Raw genomic sequence first — 20,615 nt, forward strand, 5'->3', positions numbered from 1 at the left:
CCGTGCAAAAGTCGCGACCAACGATTTGTCAGGGAGAAAGACCATGGATGTTCGCGCCGCCGTTGCCGTGCAGGCTGGGAAGCCGCTTGAGGTCATGACCGTTCAGCTGGAAGGCCCGCGCGCCGGCGAAGTGCTGATCGAGGTCAAGGCCACGGGGATCTGTCACACCGATGATTTCACCCTCTCGGGCGCCGATCCGGAAGGCCTGTTTCCGGCGATCCTCGGCCATGAGGGTGCGGGCATCGTCGTCGATGTCGGCCCGGGCGTGACCTCAGTGAAGAAGGGCGACCATGTCATTCCGCTCTACACGCCGGAATGCCGCGAATGTTATTCCTGCCTTTCGCGAAAGACCAACCTGTGCACCGCAATCCGCTCGACCCAGGGTCAGGGTCTGATGCCGGATGGCACGAGCCGATTCTCGATCGGCAAGGACAGGATCCACCACTACATGGGCTGCTCGACCTTCGCGAATTACACCGTTCTGCCGGAAATCGCGGTTGCCAAGGTCAACCCCGACGCGCCCTTCGACAAGATCTGCTACATCGGCTGCGGCGTTACGACCGGCGTGGGCGCCGTCATCAACACGGCAAAGGTCGAGATCGGCTCGACCGCGATCGTCTTCGGCCTCGGCGGCATTGGTCTGAACGTGCTGCAGGGTCTCAGGCTCGCCGGCGCCGACATGATCATCGGCGTCGACATCAATCCGGATCGTAAGGCCTGGGGCGAAAAATTCGGCATGACGCATTTCGTCAACCCGAAGGAAGTCGGCGACGACATCGTGCCCTACCTCGTCAACATGACCAAGCGCAACGGCGACCTGATCGGCGGCGCCGACTACACCTTCGACTGCACCGGCAACACCAAGGTGATGCGCCAGGCGCTCGAATCGGCCCATCGCGGCTGGGGCAAGTCGGTCATCATCGGGGTTGCCGGCGCCGGCCAGGAAATCTCCACCCGTCCGTTCCAGCTTGTGACCGGGCGCCAGTGGATGGGCACGGCCTTCGGCGGTGCGCGTGGCCGCACCGATGTGCCGAAGATCGTCGACTGGTACATGGAGGGCAAGATCCAGATCGACCCGATGATCACCCACACCATGCCGCTCGAAGACATCAACAAGGGCTTCGATATGATGCACAAGGGTGAATCGATCCGCGGCGTCGTGGTCTATTGATGTCTGCGCCTTACACGGTCGACGTGCGGAGGCTCGACGAGTTCTCCGCCGTCGATCTCTATGCGATGCTGAAGCTGCGCGTCGATGTTTTCGTCGTCGAGCAGCACTGCCCCTATCCGGAACTGGACGGAAACGATGTCGACTGCCTGCATCTCAGGCTGCTGATGGATGGCGAATTGTTGGCCTGTGCCCGGCTTTGGCGTCCGACACCGGAGCATCATCCCCGGATCGGACGCGTAGCGGTCTCGCCAAACCATCGCGGCAAGCGGCTGGGCGAAGCGTTGATGCGAGAGGCGATTGCAGAGGTGGAGAAATTCTATCCGGCAGAGCCGATCGAGATTTCGGCGCAGAGCCATCTGCAGAAGTTCTATGGATCGCTCGGCTTCGAGGTGATCTCGGAGGAGTATCTGGAGGATGGGATTCCGCATGTGGACATGCTGCGGCGGGGATAGGTTTTCACGGCCTTTTCGACAGATGGCTGGTTATGCGTAGTCATGCTAGACTGCTTTAATCTCCGGGAGTTGACGTCATGAAGCATGACCGTATTGTATTGGACAACAGACAGGCAGCTCTGGTCGAGCGCTTGGTGGAATCGGGTCGGTTCAGCTCAACGAGGGACGTCATTGGCTATAGCCTCGATCTGCTTGAGCAGCGCGAGGCCGAGGCAGCGCAGTTTTTATCTGAACTGGAAGATGAAGCCGCTCGGGGACTGGAGAGCGGCCCAGCGGCCGACATGGAAACTGCGGAGGAACTCATCTCCATGTTTCGCGAGCGGCGTTGAGCCATGGCCCGGATCCGGCGACGACCGCTGTTCGTCGAGGATCTCAATGCTGTCTGGAGATTTGTCGCTGCCGACAACGAAGCGGCCGCCGAGCGACTGTTACGCGAACTCGAAGAACGTACGTGATGCTGGCGGAATGGCCCCTACTCGGCGCGCAACGTTTCCAGAGATACCCGGCTATGCGCCTCTTCCCCTTCCGCCGATACCTGATTATCTATCAGCCACTCGACACCGGGGACGGTATAGAGCTCATCCGTCTCCTGCATGCGGCACGGGACTATCGCAGATTCTTTGACGACTGATCCGATGCCCGAAATCTATGTCGATGCCGATGCCTGTCCGGTGAAGCCGGAGATCCTGAAAGTCGCCGAGCGGCATGATCTGCCGGTGACCTTTGTCGCCAATTCAGGCCTTCGCCCCTCGCGCGACCCGATGGTCAAGAATGTCATCGTCTCCGGCGCCTTCGATGCGGCGGATGACTGGATTGCGGAGCGCTGTGGCGAGGGTGACATCGTCGTCACCGCCGATGTGCCGCTGGCCGGGCGTTGCGTGGCGGCGGGCGCGCTGGTCACCGGGCCGACGGGCCGGATTTTCGACACCGCCAATATCGGCATGGCGACGGCCATGCGCGACCTTGGGGCACATCTCCGCGAGACCGGCGAAAGCAAGGGCTACAATGCCGCCTTTTCGCCGCGCGACCGTTCGGGTTTCCTTGAAACGCTTGACAGGCTCTGCCGCCGGATCAAGAAGTAGGGCCCGTTCAACGGCCAGCAGGGCGGCACGACGCTTTGAAAAATCTGATGAATTCCGTTCTCGATCACCGTTATCGCTCCTTCATGGTGGCGGGTGTGATTGCGCTCACTACCCTGCCCTTTGTCGTGATCTATGAGCCGGATGTCACCATCGAGCTGCCAGCCATTCTGTTTTTCGCCGCCTATCTCACGCTGTCCTTTCTGAGGTTGAGGCGCCTGACGCCGGCTTATCTGAAGCAACGCGCGGATGTCGCGGATGCTCCGGCCTTCGTCATTCTCGGCGTTACAACGCTTGCGATCGTGGCCGCGATCGGCGCACTCTTCCTGGCTCTGAACCGGGAACAGCAGGCAGGTGTGGCTGAGCTGGCGCTTGCCGTTGCCGCCGTCGTGCTCGGCTGGCTGACGATCCACACCATGGCCGCGATGCACTACGCCCATGTCTATTGGCGCCCCTCCCGCGCGAAAGAAAATGGCAGGCGCGGCGGCCTGGAGTTTCCGGACACGCCGGACCCCTGCGGCCATGATTTTCTCTATTTTTCGCTGGTCATCGGCATGACCGCGCAGACCTCGGACGTTGTGATAACCTCAACCGCGATGCGCAAGCTGAACCTCGTGCACGCCACGATCTCCTACTTCTTCAACACCGTGCTGATCGCGGCCGCTGTCAACGCGGCCGTGTCGCTCGCCGGCTGAACCTCTGCAGACAAGGACCTTGCCTATGAACATCCTCTCCCAGAACACCGCCTTCGGCGGCATGCAGGGCGTCTTCTCGCATCAGTCGGAAGCGACCGGCACCGAGATGACCTTCGCCGTCTTCGTTCCGCCCCAGGCAATCGCCGAGAAGCGACCGGTGCTGTGGTATCTCTCGGGGCTGACTTGCACCCATGCCAATGTGATGGAAAAGGGCGAATACCGCCGCATGGCCGCCGAGCTCGGCCTGATCGTGGTGTGCCCGGACACGAGCCCGCGCGGCAATGACGTGCCGGACGAACTGACCAACTGGAAGATGGGCAAGGGTGCGGGCATGTACCTGAATGCCACGGAAAAGCCCTGGGCCGAGCATTTCCAGATGTATTCCTATATCACCGAGGAATTGCCGGCGCTCATCGCCGAGCAGTTCCGCGCCGACATGGACCGCCAGGGCATTTTCGGCCATTCCATGGGCGGCCATGGCGCCATCACGATTGCACTGAAGAACCCCGACCGCTTCAAGAGCTGCTCGGCCTTCGCCCCGATCGTCAATCCGCTGACCGCCGACTGGACGCAGGATGCGTTTGAAAAATATCTCGGTGCCGACCGCGCCAAGTGGCGGGAATACGATGCCTGCGCGCTGGTCGAGGACGGCGCCCGCTTCCCGGAATTCCTTGTGGACCAGGGCAAGGCCGACAGCTTCCTGGAGACAGGCCTCGCGCCGTGGAAGTTCGAGGCGGCGGTCAAGGGAACGGATATCGGCCTGACGCTGCGCATGCATGAGCGCTACGACCACTCTTACTACTTCATCTCGACCTTCATGGACGATCATTTGAGGTGGCATGCGGAACGGCTGGGGTGAACCAAACTTAGCCCCGGATTGGCGATCCAAGGCGTAGCCTGTTCAAATTACCTGCAATGCGTGTATCATCCTCCCTGTTTCTGGGGAGGGTGGAAGACATGAGCAAGAAGCATCTGGTTCTCATCCATGGCCGCGCCATCAAGCCGTCACGGGACGCCATGATCGATTTGTCGCGACGTGCCATCGGCAGCGGGCTGGCACGGGCGAACCGAGGGGCGGCAAAAACGATCTTCGAGAGCGACGAGGTCAAATTCTCATTCTGCTATTTCGGCGACATCAGCAACGCCATCCTGGCGGAGAAGAGCAAGAACGAAGCCGCCAAACTGACCGAGACAGATCCGGAAACCGGCCGGAAAGTTTTCCCGGCAGAACCGCTGCAAGAGGCTTTCGCGCTCACCGACCGGCTGAAGACCTTCGACAAGAGGACCTATACCGAACTTTTGAAAAATGCAGACGACCTGCGAATGCTGGACGATGCGTCGGACATGGTCAGCCTCATCGGTAGCCTCTTCACGGGAGGCATCCTCAACAAATGGGCGATCGACAAAGCCACCGCTGATCTCGGCGCCTATCTCACGTCGCACGACATCGGTTCGGAGATCCGTGGCCGGCTCGGGGAGATCCTGGCCCCGGCTCTCGCGGCGGGGGATGATATATGCCTGGTGGCACACAGCATGGGATGCATGATCTCCTACGACGTGCTGTGGAAATATGCCCATACGAGCGAATATGCGGCCCTGCGGGACAAGAAAAACCCGGTGAGCCTGTGGCTGACGATCGGCAATCCCCTGGGCGAAGACGGGGTCCGCCGAAATCTCCTCGACGGACGTTACGTCGAGGCGGAGAAATATCCGCTCCACCTCGTGACCGAGTGGTCCAACTTTTACGCTCAGGACGACTTCGTCGCCCATGTGGAAAAGATAGCGCCGATCTATCGCAAGATGCCGGCCGCAGGGCGTCCGCGATCCATCACCGACACGCAGATCTTCAACTGCTGGCATTACGAGGATGTCAAACACGGCAGGCTGACATCCAACCCGCACGACCTTTACGGCTACCTGATGCATCAGGCCGTGGGCGGACGCCTGGCCGACTGGCTCGAGACCGGCTGACGTCGATGGGTTCAGCTTTTCGTCATCCTCTTGACCTCGCCGGCCACTAGGTAGAACTGTCTACCTAAACGAGGTCTAGCGAAATGACGGATGCGGGAACTGCGCGGGAACGCCTGTTGCGAGCGGCGGCGGAATTGTTTTACGCCCACGGTGTCGGCGCGACGGGGATCGATACGATCACGGCCCGCGCCGGCGTCGCAAAAATGAGCCTTTATAACAACTTCGCCTCGAAGGCGGACCTCGTTCAGGCCTATCTGCAGAACCGGCTCGACGAATGGCAGCAGCGACTGACGGAAGCCCTCGCATCCGCTTCCACGCCGGAAGAACGCGTCCTCGCCGTATTCGATTCCTATGTCGGTTACGCCGGTCTCGCCTATGAGTGGGGATTCCGCGGCTGCGGGCTCCTCAATGCCGCAGCGGAACTCTCGGCCGGAGATCCGGCCCGCGAGATCGTCTCCTTCCAAAAGGCAGAGGTGGAGCGTCTGTTCCGACGCTATCTCCAGGAGATCGTTCCGGACGACATGGACCGCGTCAACGAGGCTGCCGAACACCTCTCCTTCGTCCTCGAAGGGGCAATGGCGCGGGCAGGACTTGACGGTCACGACGCGCGGCTGAAGACGGCCCGGCGGATCGCGGTATCGTTGCTGAAGGAATTGAAGAGCAGAGCGGCCCGCGGATGACCGAGATTGCTGCACGCGCCGAAAACTCCTCCTCCCGTTATAGGGCGCTCGCCCTTCTTCTCCTCCTCGAAGCCGGATTGATCGTCACCTGGAGCGCCGGCTTCATCGGCGTGCGTTTCGCCAGCGATCATGCACCGATCTTCCTGATCCTGCTCTGGCGAAGCCTTATCTCGGGGTTACTGCTTCTGCCGGCCGCCCTTCTCTTCGGCCCGCCGTTGCGCTGGCGCAATATCTGGCCGCAGATCCTGTTCGGTGCACTCGCGATGTCCGGCTATCTCGCGGGTTTCGCTCTGGCGATTGCTTTCGGGGTGCCGACGGGTCTCGTGGCCCTGATCACCGACATGCTGCCGCTCGCGGTCGCATTGCTATCCTGGCCGATCCTCGGACAGGCCCTGACGGGGCGGCAGTGGATCGGCTCGATGATCGGCTTTGCCGGTGTGCTCATTGCCTCGGCACATTCCCTCGCACTCGGCAATGTGGCGCTCTGGGCCTATGCCCTGCCTGTGCTCGGCACACTGTCCCTGGCAGTGGCGACGCTGCTGCAGAAGCGCAGCCCGAGCATCGGCATGCCGGTACACCAGAGCCTGTGCATCCAGTGCCTTTCAGCGGCCGCGATCTTCTCTCTCTTTGCCTGGCACGAAGGCGGCGTCCTCCCCGTCATGAATGCCGGCTTCATCGGCGGGGTGCTCTGGCTGGCCATCGTCGCGACTCTCGGCTCGTGGTCCCTCTACTACCTAGCGCTCAGACGCTCGTCTCCGGCACGCGTCACGTCGGTGGTCTATCTCAGCCCGCCGGTCACGATGATCTGGGCATGGATGATATTCGGCGAACCGCTCTCGGCCTCGATGGCCCTCGGGCTCGCTGTCTCGCTCGCGGGCGTCATTATCGTGGCGCGGGCGCAGCAGCAGTCCGCACGGGGAACCGGCGGCGGGTTCTGACGATCACCCCCACCGATAGACGAACCGCTCGAAATCCGCCGCCTTGCCGCGTCCCGTGATGTCGAAGCACAACATGCCGGCAAAGGCGCCGGTGAAGGATCCGTGTTCGCCAAAACCGCCTTCGTCGGAGACGACGCCGGCATCGAGGACGGGGCCGACGGCCTGCCAAGCGCCCTCACCCGCGATCCGCCAGAAGAATTGCAGGTCGTTGTCCGTGACCTCCATGGCGAGATCGATGGCACCATCGGGGATCGACTGGCCCATGCCGATGGGGAAGGTGAGATCACCGGAGGGGTAACTGCCGGGGCAGGACAGTATGATCAGCGAGCGGCCGAGCTTTTCGTCGGTGGAAACGCCGAGCGCGTGGAACTTGTAGCGATTGTAGTAATGGGTGAGGCCAGCGACCTGCTGATAGGTTTCGGGCGCAAATTCCAGCCGCGTTTCGGCGCGGAAGCGGTGATGCTCCTGGCGACGGGCGACCAGCGACTGTTCGAACCATGAGCCGATGCTTTCGCGGCCGAAGAGACGCAAGCGCCCTGCCCGCTCGGTCAGGCTGAACAGGCGCTCCGGATGCGGCGTGCGCAGCCACTGGAATTCCATAGGTAAGTCTGCGCTGTCGAACGTCCTGACGATCTCGACCGGTTCTTCGCGTTTGACTGCGCCATGAGGTGCAGGCACCTCGACGGATGGCACGACACCGCCCTGTTCGAGATAAAGCCAGCCGTCTTCCTTCCAGACGCATTTCTGGAGACCCGTTTCGCGGCCCAGCGTGCAGCGGCGTTTGGGCGGCAGGGGTCGGCCGCAGAGATGGGTGTGGTAGACCTGGCCGTCAGGCGTTTCGACATATTGTCCGTGGCCGGCGCGTTGCAGCACGGCTTCCGGATTGTCCTTCGAGGTGATGAGATGCGTGTTCGGGTGCATCTCATAGGGACCCTCGATCGACCGCGCGCGGGCCATGGTCACGACATGGTCGTAGCCGGTGCCGCCTTCGGCTGTGGTCATGTAATACCAGCCATTGCGCTTGAAGAGATGCGGGCCTTCGACCAGGCCCTGTTTGCTGCCTTCGAAGATGTTCTTGATCGGGCCGACGAGCTTCTTCGTCTTCGGGTCCCATTCCTGCAGGAGGATGCCGTCGAACTTCGCATGGCCGATCGTGTTGCGCGCCTCGGGGCGGTGGTTCCACTGCATGTTAAGGAACCACTTGCGCCCGTCGTCATCATGGAAAAGCGACGGGTCGAAGCCGGAGGAATTTACGTAGATCGGATCGGACCAGGGGCCTTCAATGGAAGGCGCCGTGACGATGTAGTTGTGCGCGTCCTTGAAAGAGCCTTCGAAGCGTTTGACGTCGGTATAGACGAGCCAGAAGAGGCCGTCGGCGTAAGACAGGCACGGCGCCCAGACGCCGCAGCTATCCGGGTTGCCGCGCATATCGAGCTGGCTTGCGCGGTTCAGCGGGCGGGTGACGAGCTCCCAGTTCACCAGATCGCGCGAATGATGGATCTGCACGCCCGGATACCATTCGAAGGTGGAGGTGGCGATATAGTAGTCCTCGCCCACACGGCAGATCGAGGGATCCGGATTGAAGCCCGGCAGGATGGGGTTGATGATCATGGTGTTTCTCCAAACGATGCGCGAGGCTACCCCCTCTGGCCTGCCGGCCATCTCCCCCTCAAGGGGGGGGAGATCGACCCCGCGAGCACGACCGCTGCCGACCCTTGACTTGAGGCGCCATTCGGATTTTCCGGCAATCTCCCCCCTTGAGGGGGAGATGTCGGCGTAGCCGACAGAGGGGGGTATCCCCAGTTTCATTTCTCTTCCCCAGCGGGACTTCTCCCCCGCAAGGGGGGAGATGGGTCGCTGGCCGCTGTACCACCTCCCCCTTGAGGGGGGAGGTCGTCGCGAAGCGGCGGGTGGGGGTGATTTCCGCGAGTTTGGAGTTGGCAGATGAAGCCAACCTTTTGCACGTCACCCCACCCCGGAGCTGCGCTCCGACCCTCCCCCTCAAGGGGAGGGTGCTTCGTTACTTCTTCTTCCGCGGCGGGCCCTTGCGCTCCGCAGAGGCTGCCCAGAGGTTGATGTCGGCATCCTTGGCGAAGACGTCGATTTCGGCGAGTTCTTCTGGCGTAAAGTCGGGCGTCTCGATGGCCTTGACGCAATCCTCCACCTGAGAAGGCTTCGACGCACCGATCAGCGCCGTCGTGATGTGGCCGCCGCGCAGCACCCAGGACAGCGCCATCTGCGCCAGCGTCTGGCCGCGCTTCTCGGCGATACGGTTCAAGCCCCGGATATTCTCGAGATTGCGCTCGTTGAGGAAATTGGGGTCGAGCGACTTGTCCTGCGCCGCGCGGGTACCTTCCGGAATACCGTTCAGGTATTTCGAGGTGAGCATCCCCTGGGCGAGCGGCGAGAAGACGATCGAGCCGACGCCGAGTTCTCCCAGCGTGTCGATGAGCCCGTCTTCCTCGATCCAGCGATTGATCATCGAATAGCTGGGCTGGTGGATGAGAAGCGGCGTGCCCAGGCTCTTCAGGATCTCGTAAGCTTCGCGGGTGCGCTTCGAATTGTAGGAGGAAATGCCGACATATTGCGCCCTGCCCGATCGCACGATGTGATCGAGCGCGCCGCAGGTTTCCTCGAGCGGCGTGTCGGGATCGAAGCGGTGCGAATAGAAGATGTCGACATAGTCGAGGCCCATGCGCTTCAGGCTCTGGTCGCAGGAGGCGATGATGTATTTGCGGCTGCCCCATTCGCCGTAGGGGCCGGGCCACATGTTGTAGCCGGCCTTGGAGGAGATGATCAGCTCGTCGCGGTAACCGCGGAAGTCGGTGCGCAGGATCTCGCCGAAGGCTTCCTCGGCCGAGCCGGGAGGCGGGCCGTAATTGTTGGCGAGGTCGAAATGGGTGATGCCAAGGTCGAAGGCCCTCTGGCAGATCGCCCGCTTGGTGGCATGCGGCGTATCATGGCCGAAATTGTGCCAGAGCCCCAGCGAGATCGCCGGCAACTTCAGCCCGCTCTTGCCGCAGCGATTATAGGTCATCCGCTCATAGCGGTTTTCGGCGGGGGTATAGGTCATGGATGGTTCTCTCCCGAATGCATGTGCTCGGCGGATGCAAAGACCCCCTCTGGCCTGCCGGCCATCTCCCCCACAAGGGGGGAGACTGATCGGGGATGCCTCCCAGTTTCCGCCAGCCGCAACTTAGCGGAGGCGGCGAAGAATCCCAGAGGCAGGCGTCGAAAAGCCCCTCCCCCTCGTGGGGAGGGGTTGGGGAGGGGTTCTAGCGAAGCAGAGCCTGCGCTTCGTCGATACCCAGAGCCGCCGGTTGGGTGCAAGTTGTCGACAGGGTTACGAATTCGCCCGTCTCGCCGGACTTCAGGATGGACACCATGACGTCGACGCCGTGCAGGGTGCGCTCCAGCGAGCAGCGGGCGTCTCGACCTTCGAGGATCGCGACCGCCATGTCGGCAAGGCCGGCCGTGCGGTAATTCGCCCGCGGACCTTGCGGGCTTTCCTGGTTGTTGATGCCGAAGGGATGATCCCAGGCTTCCAGCGGCTGGATGTTCTTGTCGCGACCGGAGGCCTCGACGACACCGCCAAAGAAGTTCGGGTCCGGCACGTAGAGCGAGCCTTCGGTGCCGTAGAGTTCCATATTGGCGTGGCGATGGCTCCAGACGTCCCAGCTGGCGGACAGCGTGATCGTCGCGCCGTTCTGGAATTCCAAGAGCGCATGAATGTTGGTGGGGGTCTTGACCGGGATCGTCTCCCCATTGCGCGGCTGGCTGGTGATCGTGCGGGTATCGTTGGCCATCGAGGTGAGAGCAGCGACGCGCTTCACCGGGCCGATCAGGTTGATCAGGTTGGCGATATAGTATGGGCCGAGGTCGAGGATCGGGCCGCCGCCGGGCAGGAAGAAGAAGTCCGGGTTTGGGTGCCACATCTCCATGCCGGGGCTCATGACATGGCAGGTGCCGGAGGTGACCCGACCGATGCCGCCCTTGTCGATATAGGCCCGCGCCAGCTGATGCGCACCGCCAAGGAAGGTATCCGGCGCGCAGCCGACCGACAGACCCTTGGCCTTGGCAATCGCCCGCAGGTCTTCACCCTGTTCGAGCGAGAGCACCAGCGGCTTTTCCGAATAGACGTGCTTGCCGGCTTCGAGGATGCGCTTGGAAACCGGATAATGCGCATCCGGGATCGTCAGGTTGACGACGATGTCGACCTCGTCATTGGCCAGAAGTTCATCGATGGTCTGTGCCTTGACGCCATATTCGGCGGCCCGGGCTTCGGCGGCTGCCGGATTGATGTCGGCGCAGGCGACGACCTTCAGCCCGCGAAACAGCGGCGCCAGCGAAAAATAGGTAGTGGAGATATTGCCGCATCCGATGATGCCGACGCCGAGTTCGCGTGCCATGGATATGTCCTGCTTGCTGCGATGGGTTCAATAGGTGTTGAAGGCGGCGATCGAGCGGGTGATCAGCCGGTCAATGTCTTTCGGATTGTCGTGCTCGACGACGAAATGCTTGACGCGGGTGCTCTTCAGCGCCGCGATCAGGCCCTTCCAGTCGACCGTGCCGTGGCCGACATCCGCCCAGCCATCTTCGTCGGTGTTCTCGCCAGCCGGTGCGATGTCCTTTACGTGCACGGCGCTGATGCGCTTGCCGTAGCTTTCGATCCAGGCGAAGGGATCAGCCTTGCCGCGGATGACCCAGGCGATATCGGCTTCCCAGTCGAGTTCAGGACCCCCGGCGAAGATCTGTTCCTGCGGTGTGGATCCGTCGGGAAGCGCCGCGAATTCGAAGTCGTGATTGTGCCAGCCGAAGACGAGGCCGGCATCGCGCAGCGGCTTGCCGGCGGCCTGCAGGCGCTGACCGAAGGCGAACCAGCCGCTCGCATCCGTCGGGCGCTGATCGGGCATCAGATAGGGGCAGTAGACGGCCTCGATGCCGAGCGTCTTGGCGATCTTGATCACACGGGTCGGATCGGTCTCGATCATGTCGAGGCCGAAATGGGCCGTCGGCATGGTGAGGTTGTTCTGGTCTAGCTCCTTGCGAAAAGCATCGAGTTCGCCATCGGCGAGCGAAGCATAGAGAGCGCCATAACCCTCGACTTCACCGTAGCCGGCAGCCTGAAGCTTCGGATAGATGCCGCTGAAGGGCTGGAAATTGCGGGCGCTGTAAAGCTGGAAGCCGAGCGTGGTCATGGGGGTAGTCTCCTCCTCGTTTGGCACTGGATCGGGCGCCCAGGGCCTTGGATATGATGGCTGTCAGTCCGCCGACTGGCAGGTGTAGAGATCGTAGATCCGGAAATTGGGTACGGTGCCGGCGGGCAGAGCGGTCTCGGGCGTAAAGACGATGCGGCGGCTCTCGCCGGCCGAAAGGTCGAAGGCGTTGTCGGAATAGCGACCGGCAGTCGCGCTTTCGAGCATGACGAAGAGTGCAAGCCCATGGGCCGTGACCGTGATTTCGAAGCCACCGTCTGCGGTCGGGTTAACAGTCGTTTCAAGCCGTGACGGTTCGAGATCGAGCGCTTTGTAGGTACCGTTGAGGAAATGCCCCTCCCCGCTCATGCCATTTGAAGCGATGAAGCTCCAAGCAAGCAGACCGTCGGCAGGGATTTCGCTGGCATCGAGCGTCACCAGAACGTCAGCGGCGTCAGGGCCGCAATCGCCCTGCACGCTCTTTAGCGGAATGCGCTCACCTGACAGCGTCAGCACGAAGAGGTTGACGTCGATCGTGACGGTATCGAGCGTGTCATTGACCATGGAGAGCGCGATCGTCGTGCCGTCCTCGGACGGAATGGCCGCGACGGCGACCGGCTGGAAGAACCGGCGCACCATGTAATGCATGGCCTTCCAGTTGCCGCCGTAATCCAGGCTGGACCAGGAGGCGACGGGCCAGGTGTCGTTGAGCTGCCAGTAGATCGTCCCCATGCAATGGGGCTTCAGCGACCGCCAGTATTCGACGGCTGTCTTGATGGCGAGACCCTGCTGGATCTGGCTCAGATAGACGAAATTGGCGAAATCCTTGGGGAAGCGGAAATAGCGGAACATGGTGCCGGCAATGCGCTCATTGCCGCCGGCATTCTTCTGGTGCAGCTCGATGACGGGCGAGGCGATGTTCATGTCGGCCTTGTCGGCAAAGCTCTCAATGACCGGCAGCGACGTATAGGACTGGAAACCGAATTCCGAGCAGAAGCGCGGTTTGACGGTTCGGTAATTATCGAAACTCTTGTTCTCGTGCCAGACCGACCAGTAATGCATGTCGCCGGAGCCATCGGCATGCCAGGCGTCGCCATAATCGAGATAACCGGAGGCTGGGCTCGACGGCCACCAGATACCCTGGGGAAAGGTCTTCTTGACGCCCTGCTCGATCACCCGGTTCAGACGATCATAGGCGACCAGATAGCGGTCGCGGTTGTCGCGGGATTCCGGGAACCAGGTAAGCGCACCGACGAGCTCATTGTCACCGCACCAGATGACGATGGAGGCATGGCTGGAGAGCCGCTTGACCTGGTATTCGACCTCGAGGGCGACATTGTCGAGGAAGTCGTCCGTGCAAGGGTAGAGATTGCAGGCGAACATGAAGTCCTGCCAGACCATCAGGCCGAGCCGGTCGCAGAGGTCGTAGAACCAGTCGGCCTCGTAGAAGCCACCGCCCCATATGCGGATCATGTTCATATGCGCGGCGACGGCCGAGTTCAGCAGATCGGTCGTCTTCTCCTCCGACGAGCGCGAGAACAGCGCATCCGCCGGGATCCAGTTGGCGCCGCGGCAGAAGATCTCGCGGCCGTTGACCTTGAGCGCAAAGCGGCTGCCGGCCTCGTCCGGATCGGTCAGCAGCTCGACTGTGCGCAGGCCGATCTGGCGGGTGACGGTTTCACTGGGCAGATCGACGGTGAGCACATAGAGCGCCTGCTCGCCGGAGCCGGCCGGCCACCAGAGACGCGGGTTCTCGATTTCGAAGACATGCACGACCTTCGTCTCCCCGGCGGAAATACCGACGTCGAGGCGCACACGGTCACCGTCCAGCGCGAAATGCAGGGGCACAACGGCGGGCTCGGCGGCATAGAGCGTCGCGGTCACCTTGAGATCGACGCGACCATCCGCGTGATGAACCTGTTCGGTCTCGACATGTTCGATGCGCGCGGGGTCGAGCTTTTTCAGCGACAGAGTGCCGTAAACGCCGAAGGGGGCGATCGCGATATTCCAGTCCCAGCCGAAATGGCATTGCGGCTTGCGCAGCATGTTGCCGTTCGGGATCGGGCAATTGCCGGTCGAATAGGGAATGTAAAAGGGCTGCCGCGCCTGACGTTCGGCGCCGGCGGTGATGTTGGAATGAAAGTGGATGCGCACCGTGTTTTCACCCGGCTGCAGCGCATGGCTGACATCGGGACGATAGCGCCGGAAGCAATTGTCGGCGGAGAGCACCGGCACGTCGTTGATGAAGACGACGGCGACCGTGTCGAGATAGTCGATGTCGAGATACCACGAGCCAGACACATTCGGCAGGACGAAGCGCCGCGACAGCGACCAGTCGCGCTCGGCGACCCATTGGACGACTTCCTCGTTGCGGCCGAAATAGGGGTCCGGAATAACGCCGGCGGCATGAAGAGCGGAATGCACATCGCCGGGCACGGCCATCATGGCCTGATGATCCCCCTCGCCTGAGGAAATATCCCACATCCCGTGAAGGTCGATGACGCTGCCGCTTGCCGTCTCGCTCATGCTACCAGTCCTTGCAGAAGAAAAAGACGCCCCGGCCAAGCCGGGACGTGGGGAGTCCGTCAAATACGTTCTTCCGTCTTGGCATCGAACAGAGACGCGACGCTCATGTCGAAACCGAGGCGAACCTTAGCACCGGGGGCATAGCGGCGTGTGCCGCTGATGCGGACCGACAGCGTATGGCCGGCATGTTTCAGCCAGAGCAGGTTGTCGGCACCCATCGGCTCCTCAATGTCGACCGTCGCCTCGTGCAATTCGCCGATGCCGTTTTCCTCGTCGACCTTGATATGCTCGGGGCGGACGCCGAGGATGACCTTGCGACCGCCGCTGAGCGGCTCCTGTGACTCGTAGCCATTCATCGCAAACAGCACATCATGGGTGCGGAAATAGATCTGGCCGCCCTCGTTGATGAGTTCGCCATGCAGGAAGTTCATCGACGGCGAACCGATGAAGCCCGCGACGAAGAGGTTTTTCGGCCGATTGTAGATCGTGCCGGGATCGGCGAGCTGTTGGATGACACCGCTCTTCATGATCGCGATGCGGTCGGCGAGCGTCAGCGCCTCGATCTGGTCATGGGTGACGTAGATCATCGTGTTCTTCAGATTGTGATGCAGGCGCTTGATCTCGACGCGCAATTCCGAGCGAAGTTTGGCGTCGAGGTTGGAAAGCGGCTCGTCAAACAGGAACACATCGACGTCGCGCACCAGTGCACGGCCGATCGCCACGCGCTGACGCTGGCCGCCGGAGAGTGCCGAAGGCTTGCGATCGAGCAGCGGCCCGATCTGCAGGATGTCGGCAGCGCGCTGCACGCGTCTTTCGATCTCGTCCTTCGCCATCTTTGCGACCTGCAGGCCGAAGGAGAGGTTCTTCTTCACCGTCATCTGCGGGTAGAGCGCATAGGACTGGAACACCATGCCGATGCCGCGGTCCTTCGGCTCTTCCCAGGTGACGTTCCGACCCTTGATGAAGATCTGCCCGTCGGTCGGCTCGAGCAGACCGGCGATGCAGTTCAAAAGCGTGGACTTGCCGCAGCCCGACGAGCCGAGCAACACGAGGAACTCCCCTTCGGTGATGTCGAGATTGAGGTTTTCCAGCACCTTGACGGCGCCGAAGCTCAACGAGAGGTCCTTGATCGATACACTGTGCGACATGAGCTTAACCCTTGACTGCGCCGGCGGCGATGCCCCGGACGAAGAGGCGTCCGGAAATGAAGTAGACGATGAGCGGCACGGCGCCGGTCAGAAGTGTTGCGGCCATGTTGACGTTGTATTCCTTCACGCCCTGGACTGAATTGACGATGTTGTTGAGCTGCACCGTCATCGGATAGTATTCGGGCCTCGTGAACACGACGCCGAACAGGAAGTCGTTCCAAATGCCGGTGATCTGCAGGATCATGGCCACGACGAAGATCGGCAGCGACATCGGCAGCATGATGCGGAGATAGATCTGCCAGAACCCTGCCCCGTCGATGCGCGCCGCCTTGAACAGCTCTTCCGGCAACGAGGTGAAATAGTTGCGGAAGAGCAGCGTCAGGATCGGCATGCCGAAGATGGTGTGCACGATGACGAGACCGGTCAGCGTGCCATAGATGCCGAGTTCGCGCAGCACGATGACGATCGGATAGATCATGACCTGATAGGGGATGAAGGCGCCGATGATCAGGATGGTGAAGAACAGCTCCGCACCCTTGAAGCGCCAATTGGCGAGTGCATAGCCATTGACCGAGGCGATCAGGATCGAGATCAGCGTCGACGGTACGGTGATGCGCACCGAATTCCAGAAGCCGCGCGACAGACCATCGCAGTTGAGACCGGTGCAGGCGGTCGCCCAGGCCTTGACCCAGGGCTCGAAGGTGATTTCGACCGGCGGCGAGAAGATATTGCCGAGACGAATCTCCGGCATGCCCTTGAGCGACGTGACGATCATCACGTAGAGCGGCACCAGATAATAGATCGCAAAGAAGATCAGCGACCCATAGAGCATGATGTTGCGCGGCGAAAACGCCCGCTTCGGCTTGGCGCCACGCGGGCCGGAACCGACGCGATCGGAAACGGCGTCGAAACCGGCCGCAGCGGTGTTGAGAGAACCGGGATTAGCCACGCTTCTTTCCTCCGAATTCGAGATAGGCCCAGGGGATGATGACGATGGCAACCGTCAGCAGCATCATGGTGGAGGCGGCGAAGCCCTGTCCGAGGTTCTGCGCCTGGAACATGTAGTCGTAGACATATTTTGCCGGCACTTCAGAGGCGATGCCCGGGCCGCCGCTGGTCTGGGCGACGACGAGGTCGTAGAGGCGCACGATGCCGGATGTGATGATGACGAGCGTGGTGATGAAGACCGGGCGCATCATCGGGATGATGATGAAGAGATAGGTCTTCCACATCGGGATGCCGTCGACGCGCGCCGCCTTCCAGATGTCCTCGTCGATGCCGCGCAAGCCCGCAAGCAGCAGACACATCACGAGGCCCGTGCCCTGCCAGAGGCCGGCGATCAGGATCCCGTAGATGACGATGTCGGAGTTATAGAGCGGGTTGAAGGTGAAGGTCTCCCAGCCAAGGGATCGGACGATGGACTGCACCCCGAAATCCGGGTTCAGGATCCATTGCCAGACAAGACCGGTGACGATGAAGGACAGTGCAAAGGGATAGAGGAAGATGGTCCGGAAGGCGTTCTCGAAGCGGATCTTCTGGTCCATCAGCGCCGCGAGCACAAAACCGATCACCAGGCTGAAGATCAGAGACAGGATGCCGTAGATCGCGAGATTCTGGATCGACATGACCCAACGCGGCGCATCCCACAGGCGATCATATTGATCGAAGCCGACGAATTTCAGCCGCGGCAGGAGCTTCGAATTGGTGAAGGAATAAACGATCGTCCAGATGGTACCCCCGAGGAAAATGACCAGGGCGGTCAGCACCATCGGTATGGAGGCGATCTTGGCGTTGAGATTGCGAAACAGTTTGCTCGGTCGACCGGCATGAGCGGGCGTCGCCATGGGTCAGTCCTCCTCGTCCTGGACACGGGCGGTCGCACCAAGGCCGTCACGCTGACACGCATACGCATCCCGCACAGCCGGCAGACGGGCGTGATGCCCTACCCGGTCGAAAATGGCCAATGACCGGCCGGGGTTGCCCCTGGCCGGTCACATCACCCGCAATCAGTCGGCGGACGCAATGATATCGACGAAGCGCTTCTGCGCATCTTCGACGGTCATGGACGTATTGGCGAAGAATTCGGAGAACAGGTCTTCCTTCTGCTTCTGGCTGTCGGCAGAAAGCAGCTGGTCGGTCCCCTCGATCACGTTCCCCTTGGCGAGGATGTCGAGACCCTTCTTCATGCAGTCGTTGGCAGCGGCCAGATCCACGTCGCCGCGCACCGGAAGCGAACCCTTCTTCAGGTTGAAGGCGACCTGCGTGGCCGGCGCCAGCAGCGTGGCAGCAAGAACGTCCTGAGCCGCCGACTTCGCCTCGTCCTTCAGGACCGGGAAGTAGAAGGCATCGCCACCGGTCGAGATGATCTCGTTCACGCCGAGACCCGGAAGGCAGGTGTAATCCTTGCCGGCGGTCTGGCCGGCGAGCGCGAATTCACCCTGTGCCCAGTCACCCATGATCTGACCGGCGGCCTTGCCGGTGATCACGAGGTTGGTTGCCTGGTTCCAGTCCTGCACATTGGAGCCCTTGGACATCTTGCGGGCATCGTCCGCAGCCTTGAAGACCTTTGCGATCTCCGGGCCTGCGGCTGCTTCCGCATCCTTGTCCTTGAACACCTTGTAGAAGGTGTCCTTGCCTGCGATGGCGACCATCAGCACGTCGAAGGCACCGGCAGACTGCCAAGGCTGGCCACCGACGGCGAGCGGAATGATGCCGGCCTTTTCGAGTGCCGGAGCGGCTGCCACGAACTCGTCCCAGTTCTTCGGCACGGGAACGCCGGCCTTCTCGAAGGCTGGGTTGGACAACCACAGCCACTGCCAGGAATGGATGTTAACAGGCGCGCAATAGATCTTGCCGTCGATCGTGCAGCTGTCGAGCAGGCTGGCCGGCTTGACGATCTCTTTCCACTTTTCCTTTTCGGCAACAGCCGTCAGATCCTTCATCAGACCAGCTTCGACCAGCTCCTCCGCCTGACGGCCGTGGTTGAACTGGGTGGCGCCCATCGGGTCGCCGCCGGTGATGCGGCTGATCATGATCGGACGCGCGGTGCCGCCGGAACCGGCAATAGCACCGTCGACCCACTTGTTGCCGGTGGCATCGAAAGCCTTTGCAAGCTCGGCGACGGCTGCGGCTTCGCCGCCGGACGTCCACCAATGCGTGACTTCAAGATCGGTTGCCTGAGCCGCTGCAAACGGCATGACGACGGTGGCGGCCAAAGCGGCCGCAAAGCTACGGTAATTCATGAGTCTCCTCCCTCACTGAAACGTTGCCGGAAAAACTTATGTCAAAGATTTTTGGAGCGCAACCATGCAACGGATAAAAAATTTTCCGGCCGTGTGATCCGCGTTGATACGTCCTATTCCCTCGTGACCAAGCTACCCCATGAGACAAAATAATGTTGCGCCGCAACCGAGATAATCTCGTTTCCACGCCGACATTTAGGACGCCGATCAGAAAATATTGCTGCAACACAGCAGAACCCGGCCAGACACGGACGACACACCAAGGATACGAATTTGCAAACATCTCAGGTTGCGACGCTTCGCAGCGCAACATAAGAAAACGCTCGACAAATCGACTGTATCGTTTCAGATTTTTTCTCCGCTCGATCGGGAGGAGGTCCGGGACGGCGGGTTTGCAGTCGGAGAAAAGCCAATTATAAGCGTGGCTTATGCTGAAGGCGGGGACACGATGACAGAACAGCAGGGCAGCGGCCTCATGGACCGGGCAGCGACGCCGCGAGAACGACCGACACTGAAGACGATCGCCTTCATGACCGGACTCGGGATCACGACCGTGTCACGCGCGCTCAAGGATGCACCCGATATCGGCGCCGAGACGAAAGAGCGCGTGCGCATGGTGGCCCGGCAACTCGGCTACCAGCCGAACCGGGCGGGTGTGCGCCTGCGGACCGGCAAGACCAATGTCATTGCCCTCGTGCTGGGCATCGACGAGGAAATCCTCGGCTTCTCCAACCAGATGGTTGTCGGGATTTCCGAAGTGCTCTCCGGCACACCCTACCATATCGTGGTCACCCCCCATGCTCATACCAAGGATCCGATGCTGCCGGTTCGGTACATCCTGGAGACGGGATCGGCGGACGGCGTGATTATCTCGCGCACCGAGCCCGAGGACGCGCGGGTGCGATTGCTGATGGAGCAGAACATGCCGTTCGCCACCCATGGGCGGACCAACATGCGTGACGCCCATCCCTATCACGACTTCGACAACGAGGCCTTCGCCTATACCGCCGTCGAGCGATTGGTGAAGAAAGGCAGACGAAGGCTGGCGCTTCTGCCGCCGCCGAGCAAATTGACCTATTACGAGCACACGTTCACGGGATTCATGCGCGGCCTGAAGGCTTTCGGCGCCGAAGAAGTCCCGCTGCATGTCAACCTCGACTCGCCGCTCGAGCAGATCCGCGCCCGGGTTCAGGACCTGATGAGCGGTCCGGACGCGCCCGACGGGATCATTTCGTCGTCAGGCAGCAGCGCGATCGCCGCCAATGCCGGTATCGAGGCGGCCGGGCTGCATGTCGGCCGCGATGTTGATCTTGTCGCCAAGCAGGGCATACCGATACTCAGATGGATCCGGCCGGAAATCATCGTGGCCCAGGAAGACGTCCGCCAGGCCGGCCGCGAATTGGCCAAAGCGGTTATCGCCCGCATCGATGGGGTCGAGCCGCAACTGCTGCAAAGCATCAGCGAACCGCGCTGGGATTGAGGACAGCGCCGTCAAGGATCGCATGAGATCGCCCCTCT

Annotated in this window: 21 protein-coding genes; 12 read left to right on the forward strand and 9 right to left on the reverse strand. The window is 61.5% G+C overall.

The genetic code is table 11. The annotated features are described in order from the left end of the window. Window positions 1-43 precede the first annotated feature (43 nt). The 11 genes from ACT53S_RS16625 to ACT53S_RS16675 all read left to right on the forward strand — a co-directional run bounded on the left by ACT53S_RS16625 (window position 44) and on the right by ACT53S_RS16675 (window position 6,986). Complete coding sequence (locus ACT53S_RS16625) at window positions 44-1,171, forward strand: S-(hydroxymethyl)glutathione dehydrogenase/class III alcohol dehydrogenase (protein ID WP_476067794.1); 1,128 nt, start codon at window positions 44-46, stop codon at window positions 1,169-1,171. Then, on the forward strand, window positions 1,171-1,623 hold the full coding sequence (locus tag ACT53S_RS16630) for a GNAT family N-acetyltransferase (protein ID WP_476067795.1): 453 nt from the start codon (window positions 1,171-1,173) through the stop codon (window positions 1,621-1,623). The genes ACT53S_RS16625 and ACT53S_RS16630 overlap by 1 nt, the downstream gene beginning before the upstream one ends. A gap of 77 nt (window positions 1,624-1,700) precedes the next feature. Continuing rightward, the gene (locus ACT53S_RS16635; protein ID WP_476067796.1) at window positions 1,701-1,952 is read left to right on the forward strand and encodes a ribbon-helix-helix domain-containing protein; all 252 of its coding nucleotides are present in this window, start codon (window positions 1,701-1,703) and stop codon (window positions 1,950-1,952) included. A gap of 3 nt (window positions 1,953-1,955) precedes the next feature. Further along, window positions 1,956-2,078 carry a hypothetical protein gene (locus tag ACT53S_RS16640; protein ID WP_476067797.1) on the forward strand — a complete coding sequence of 41 codons (123 nt, stop codon included), beginning with the start codon at window positions 1,956-1,958 and terminating at the stop codon, window positions 2,076-2,078. Further along, entirely contained in the window at window positions 2,078-2,254 is a 177-nt protein-coding gene (locus tag ACT53S_RS16645) for a type II toxin-antitoxin system RelE/ParE family toxin (RefSeq protein WP_476067798.1), read from the forward strand. Before ACT53S_RS16640 ends, ACT53S_RS16645 begins: the two co-directional genes overlap by 1 nt. A 4-nt stretch (window positions 2,255-2,258) precedes the next feature. Further along, entirely contained in the window at window positions 2,259-2,705 is a 447-nt protein-coding gene (locus tag ACT53S_RS16650; protein WP_476067799.1) for a YaiI/YqxD family protein, read from the forward strand. Window positions 2,706-2,752: 47 nt separating this feature from the next. Beyond that, window positions 2,753-3,397: a DUF1345 domain-containing protein gene (locus ACT53S_RS16655; protein WP_476067800.1), complete on the forward strand. Its 645-nt coding sequence runs from the start codon at window positions 2,753-2,755 to the stop codon at window positions 3,395-3,397. A gap of 25 nt (window positions 3,398-3,422) precedes the next feature. After that, window positions 3,423-4,256, forward strand: a complete 834-nt coding sequence (gene fghA / locus ACT53S_RS16660; RefSeq protein WP_476067801.1) for an S-formylglutathione hydrolase — start codon at window positions 3,423-3,425, stop codon at window positions 4,254-4,256. A gap of 98 nt (window positions 4,257-4,354) precedes the next feature. Next, entirely contained in the window at window positions 4,355-5,368 is a 1,014-nt protein-coding gene (locus ACT53S_RS16665) for a hypothetical protein (protein WP_476067802.1), read from the forward strand. A gap of 83 nt (window positions 5,369-5,451) precedes the next feature. Beyond that, window positions 5,452-6,048: a TetR/AcrR family transcriptional regulator gene (locus ACT53S_RS16670; protein WP_476067803.1), complete on the forward strand. Its 597-nt coding sequence runs from the start codon at window positions 5,452-5,454 to the stop codon at window positions 6,046-6,048. Next, window positions 6,045-6,986, forward strand: a complete 942-nt coding sequence (locus tag ACT53S_RS16675; protein WP_476067804.1) for a DMT family transporter — start codon at window positions 6,045-6,047, stop codon at window positions 6,984-6,986. Before ACT53S_RS16670 ends, ACT53S_RS16675 begins: the two co-directional genes overlap by 4 nt. A 3-nt stretch (window positions 6,987-6,989) precedes the next feature. Here the strand turns inward: ACT53S_RS16675 and ACT53S_RS16680 are convergent, their stop codons facing one another. From ACT53S_RS16680 to ACT53S_RS16720, 9 genes are all read right to left on the reverse strand, one after another. Continuing rightward, entirely contained in the window at window positions 6,990-8,597 is a 1,608-nt protein-coding gene (locus ACT53S_RS16680; RefSeq protein WP_476067805.1) for a glycoside hydrolase family 43 protein, read from the reverse strand. Between the two features lie 409 nt (window positions 8,598-9,006). Beyond that, a complete protein-coding gene (mgrA, locus tag ACT53S_RS16685) occupies window positions 9,007-10,059 on the reverse strand; it encodes an L-glyceraldehyde 3-phosphate reductase (protein ID WP_476067806.1) in 1,053 nt (350 codons plus the stop codon). 202 nt (window positions 10,060-10,261) lie between these two features. Continuing rightward, window positions 10,262-11,395 carry a Gfo/Idh/MocA family protein gene (locus ACT53S_RS16690; protein WP_476067807.1) on the reverse strand — a complete coding sequence of 378 codons (1,134 nt, stop codon included), beginning with the start codon at window positions 11,393-11,395 and terminating at the stop codon, window positions 10,262-10,264. A 27-nt stretch (window positions 11,396-11,422) separates the two neighbouring features. Continuing rightward, complete coding sequence (locus ACT53S_RS16695) at window positions 11,423-12,184, reverse strand: sugar phosphate isomerase/epimerase family protein (RefSeq protein WP_476067808.1); 762 nt, start codon at window positions 12,182-12,184, stop codon at window positions 11,423-11,425. 63 nt (window positions 12,185-12,247) lie between these two features. Further along, a complete protein-coding gene (locus ACT53S_RS16700) occupies window positions 12,248-14,707 on the reverse strand; it encodes a beta-mannosidase (protein WP_476067809.1) in 2,460 nt (819 codons plus the stop codon). A gap of 59 nt (window positions 14,708-14,766) precedes the next feature. Beyond that, the gene (locus tag ACT53S_RS16705; protein WP_476067810.1) at window positions 14,767-15,855 is read right to left on the reverse strand and encodes an ABC transporter ATP-binding protein; all 1,089 of its coding nucleotides are present in this window, start codon (window positions 15,853-15,855) and stop codon (window positions 14,767-14,769) included. A 4-nt stretch (window positions 15,856-15,859) separates the two neighbouring features. Beyond that, on the reverse strand, window positions 15,860-16,804 hold the full coding sequence (locus tag ACT53S_RS16710; RefSeq protein ID WP_113376518.1) for a carbohydrate ABC transporter permease: 945 nt from the start codon (window positions 16,802-16,804) through the stop codon (window positions 15,860-15,862). Beyond that, window positions 16,797-17,699, reverse strand: a complete 903-nt coding sequence (locus ACT53S_RS16715; RefSeq protein ID WP_113376519.1) for a carbohydrate ABC transporter permease — start codon at window positions 17,697-17,699, stop codon at window positions 16,797-16,799. The genes ACT53S_RS16710 and ACT53S_RS16715 overlap by 8 nt, the downstream gene beginning before the upstream one ends. 162 nt (window positions 17,700-17,861) lie before the next feature. Then, complete coding sequence (locus tag ACT53S_RS16720) at window positions 17,862-19,097, reverse strand: ABC transporter substrate-binding protein (RefSeq protein WP_113376520.1); 1,236 nt, start codon at window positions 19,095-19,097, stop codon at window positions 17,862-17,864. 448 nt (window positions 19,098-19,545) lie between these two features. Between ACT53S_RS16720 and ACT53S_RS16725 the strand changes: the two genes are divergently transcribed. Continuing rightward, window positions 19,546-20,577 carry a LacI family transcriptional regulator gene (locus tag ACT53S_RS16725; protein ID WP_476067811.1) on the forward strand — a complete coding sequence of 344 codons (1,032 nt, stop codon included), beginning with the start codon at window positions 19,546-19,548 and terminating at the stop codon, window positions 20,575-20,577. Window positions 20,578-20,615 lie beyond the last annotated feature (38 nt).

This window comes from Allorhizobium sp. DMC15, from assembly GCF_056314065.1.

Excerpts from the sequence above, each read along its gene's own strand:
- ACT53S_RS16625 (WP_476067794.1), top strand. The coding sequence starts at position 44 with ATGGATGTTCGCGCCGCCGTTGCCGTGCAGGCTGGGAAGCCGCTTGAG.
- ACT53S_RS16630 (WP_476067795.1), top strand. The coding sequence starts at position 1,171 with ATGTCTGCGCCTTACACGGTCGACGTGCGGAGGCTCGACGAGTTCTCC.
- ACT53S_RS16635 (WP_476067796.1), top strand. The coding sequence starts at position 1,701 with ATGAAGCATGACCGTATTGTATTGGACAACAGACAGGCAGCTCTGGTC.
- ACT53S_RS16640 (WP_476067797.1), top strand. The coding sequence starts at position 1,956 with ATGGCCCGGATCCGGCGACGACCGCTGTTCGTCGAGGATCTCAATGCT.
- ACT53S_RS16645 (WP_476067798.1), top strand. The coding sequence starts at position 2,078 with ATGCTGGCGGAATGGCCCCTACTCGGCGCGCAACGTTTCCAGAGATAC.
- ACT53S_RS16650 (WP_476067799.1), top strand. The coding sequence starts at position 2,259 with ATGCCCGAAATCTATGTCGATGCCGATGCCTGTCCGGTGAAGCCGGAG.
- ACT53S_RS16655 (WP_476067800.1), top strand. The coding sequence starts at position 2,753 with ATGAATTCCGTTCTCGATCACCGTTATCGCTCCTTCATGGTGGCGGGT.
- fghA (WP_476067801.1), top strand. The coding sequence starts at position 3,423 with ATGAACATCCTCTCCCAGAACACCGCCTTCGGCGGCATGCAGGGCGTC.
- ACT53S_RS16665 (WP_476067802.1), top strand. The coding sequence starts at position 4,355 with ATGAGCAAGAAGCATCTGGTTCTCATCCATGGCCGCGCCATCAAGCCG.
- ACT53S_RS16670 (WP_476067803.1), top strand. The coding sequence starts at position 5,452 with ATGACGGATGCGGGAACTGCGCGGGAACGCCTGTTGCGAGCGGCGGCG.
- ACT53S_RS16675 (WP_476067804.1), top strand. The coding sequence starts at position 6,045 with ATGACCGAGATTGCTGCACGCGCCGAAAACTCCTCCTCCCGTTATAGG.
- ACT53S_RS16680 (WP_476067805.1), bottom strand. The coding sequence starts at position 8,597 with ATGATCATCAACCCCATCCTGCCGGGCTTCAATCCGGATCCCTCGATC.
- mgrA (WP_476067806.1), bottom strand. The coding sequence starts at position 10,059 with ATGACCTATACCCCCGCCGAAAACCGCTATGAGCGGATGACCTATAAT.
- ACT53S_RS16690 (WP_476067807.1), bottom strand. The coding sequence starts at position 11,395 with ATGGCACGCGAACTCGGCGTCGGCATCATCGGATGCGGCAATATCTCC.
- ACT53S_RS16695 (WP_476067808.1), bottom strand. The coding sequence starts at position 12,184 with ATGACCACGCTCGGCTTCCAGCTTTACAGCGCCCGCAATTTCCAGCCC.
- ACT53S_RS16700 (WP_476067809.1), bottom strand. The coding sequence starts at position 14,707 with ATGAGCGAGACGGCAAGCGGCAGCGTCATCGACCTTCACGGGATGTGG.
- ACT53S_RS16705 (WP_476067810.1), bottom strand. The coding sequence starts at position 15,855 with ATGTCGCACAGTGTATCGATCAAGGACCTCTCGTTGAGCTTCGGCGCC.
- ACT53S_RS16715 (WP_113376519.1), bottom strand. The coding sequence starts at position 17,699 with ATGGCGACGCCCGCTCATGCCGGTCGACCGAGCAAACTGTTTCGCAAT.
- ACT53S_RS16720 (WP_113376520.1), bottom strand. The coding sequence starts at position 19,097 with ATGAATTACCGTAGCTTTGCGGCCGCTTTGGCCGCCACCGTCGTCATG.
- ACT53S_RS16725 (WP_476067811.1), top strand. The coding sequence starts at position 19,546 with ATGACAGAACAGCAGGGCAGCGGCCTCATGGACCGGGCAGCGACGCCG.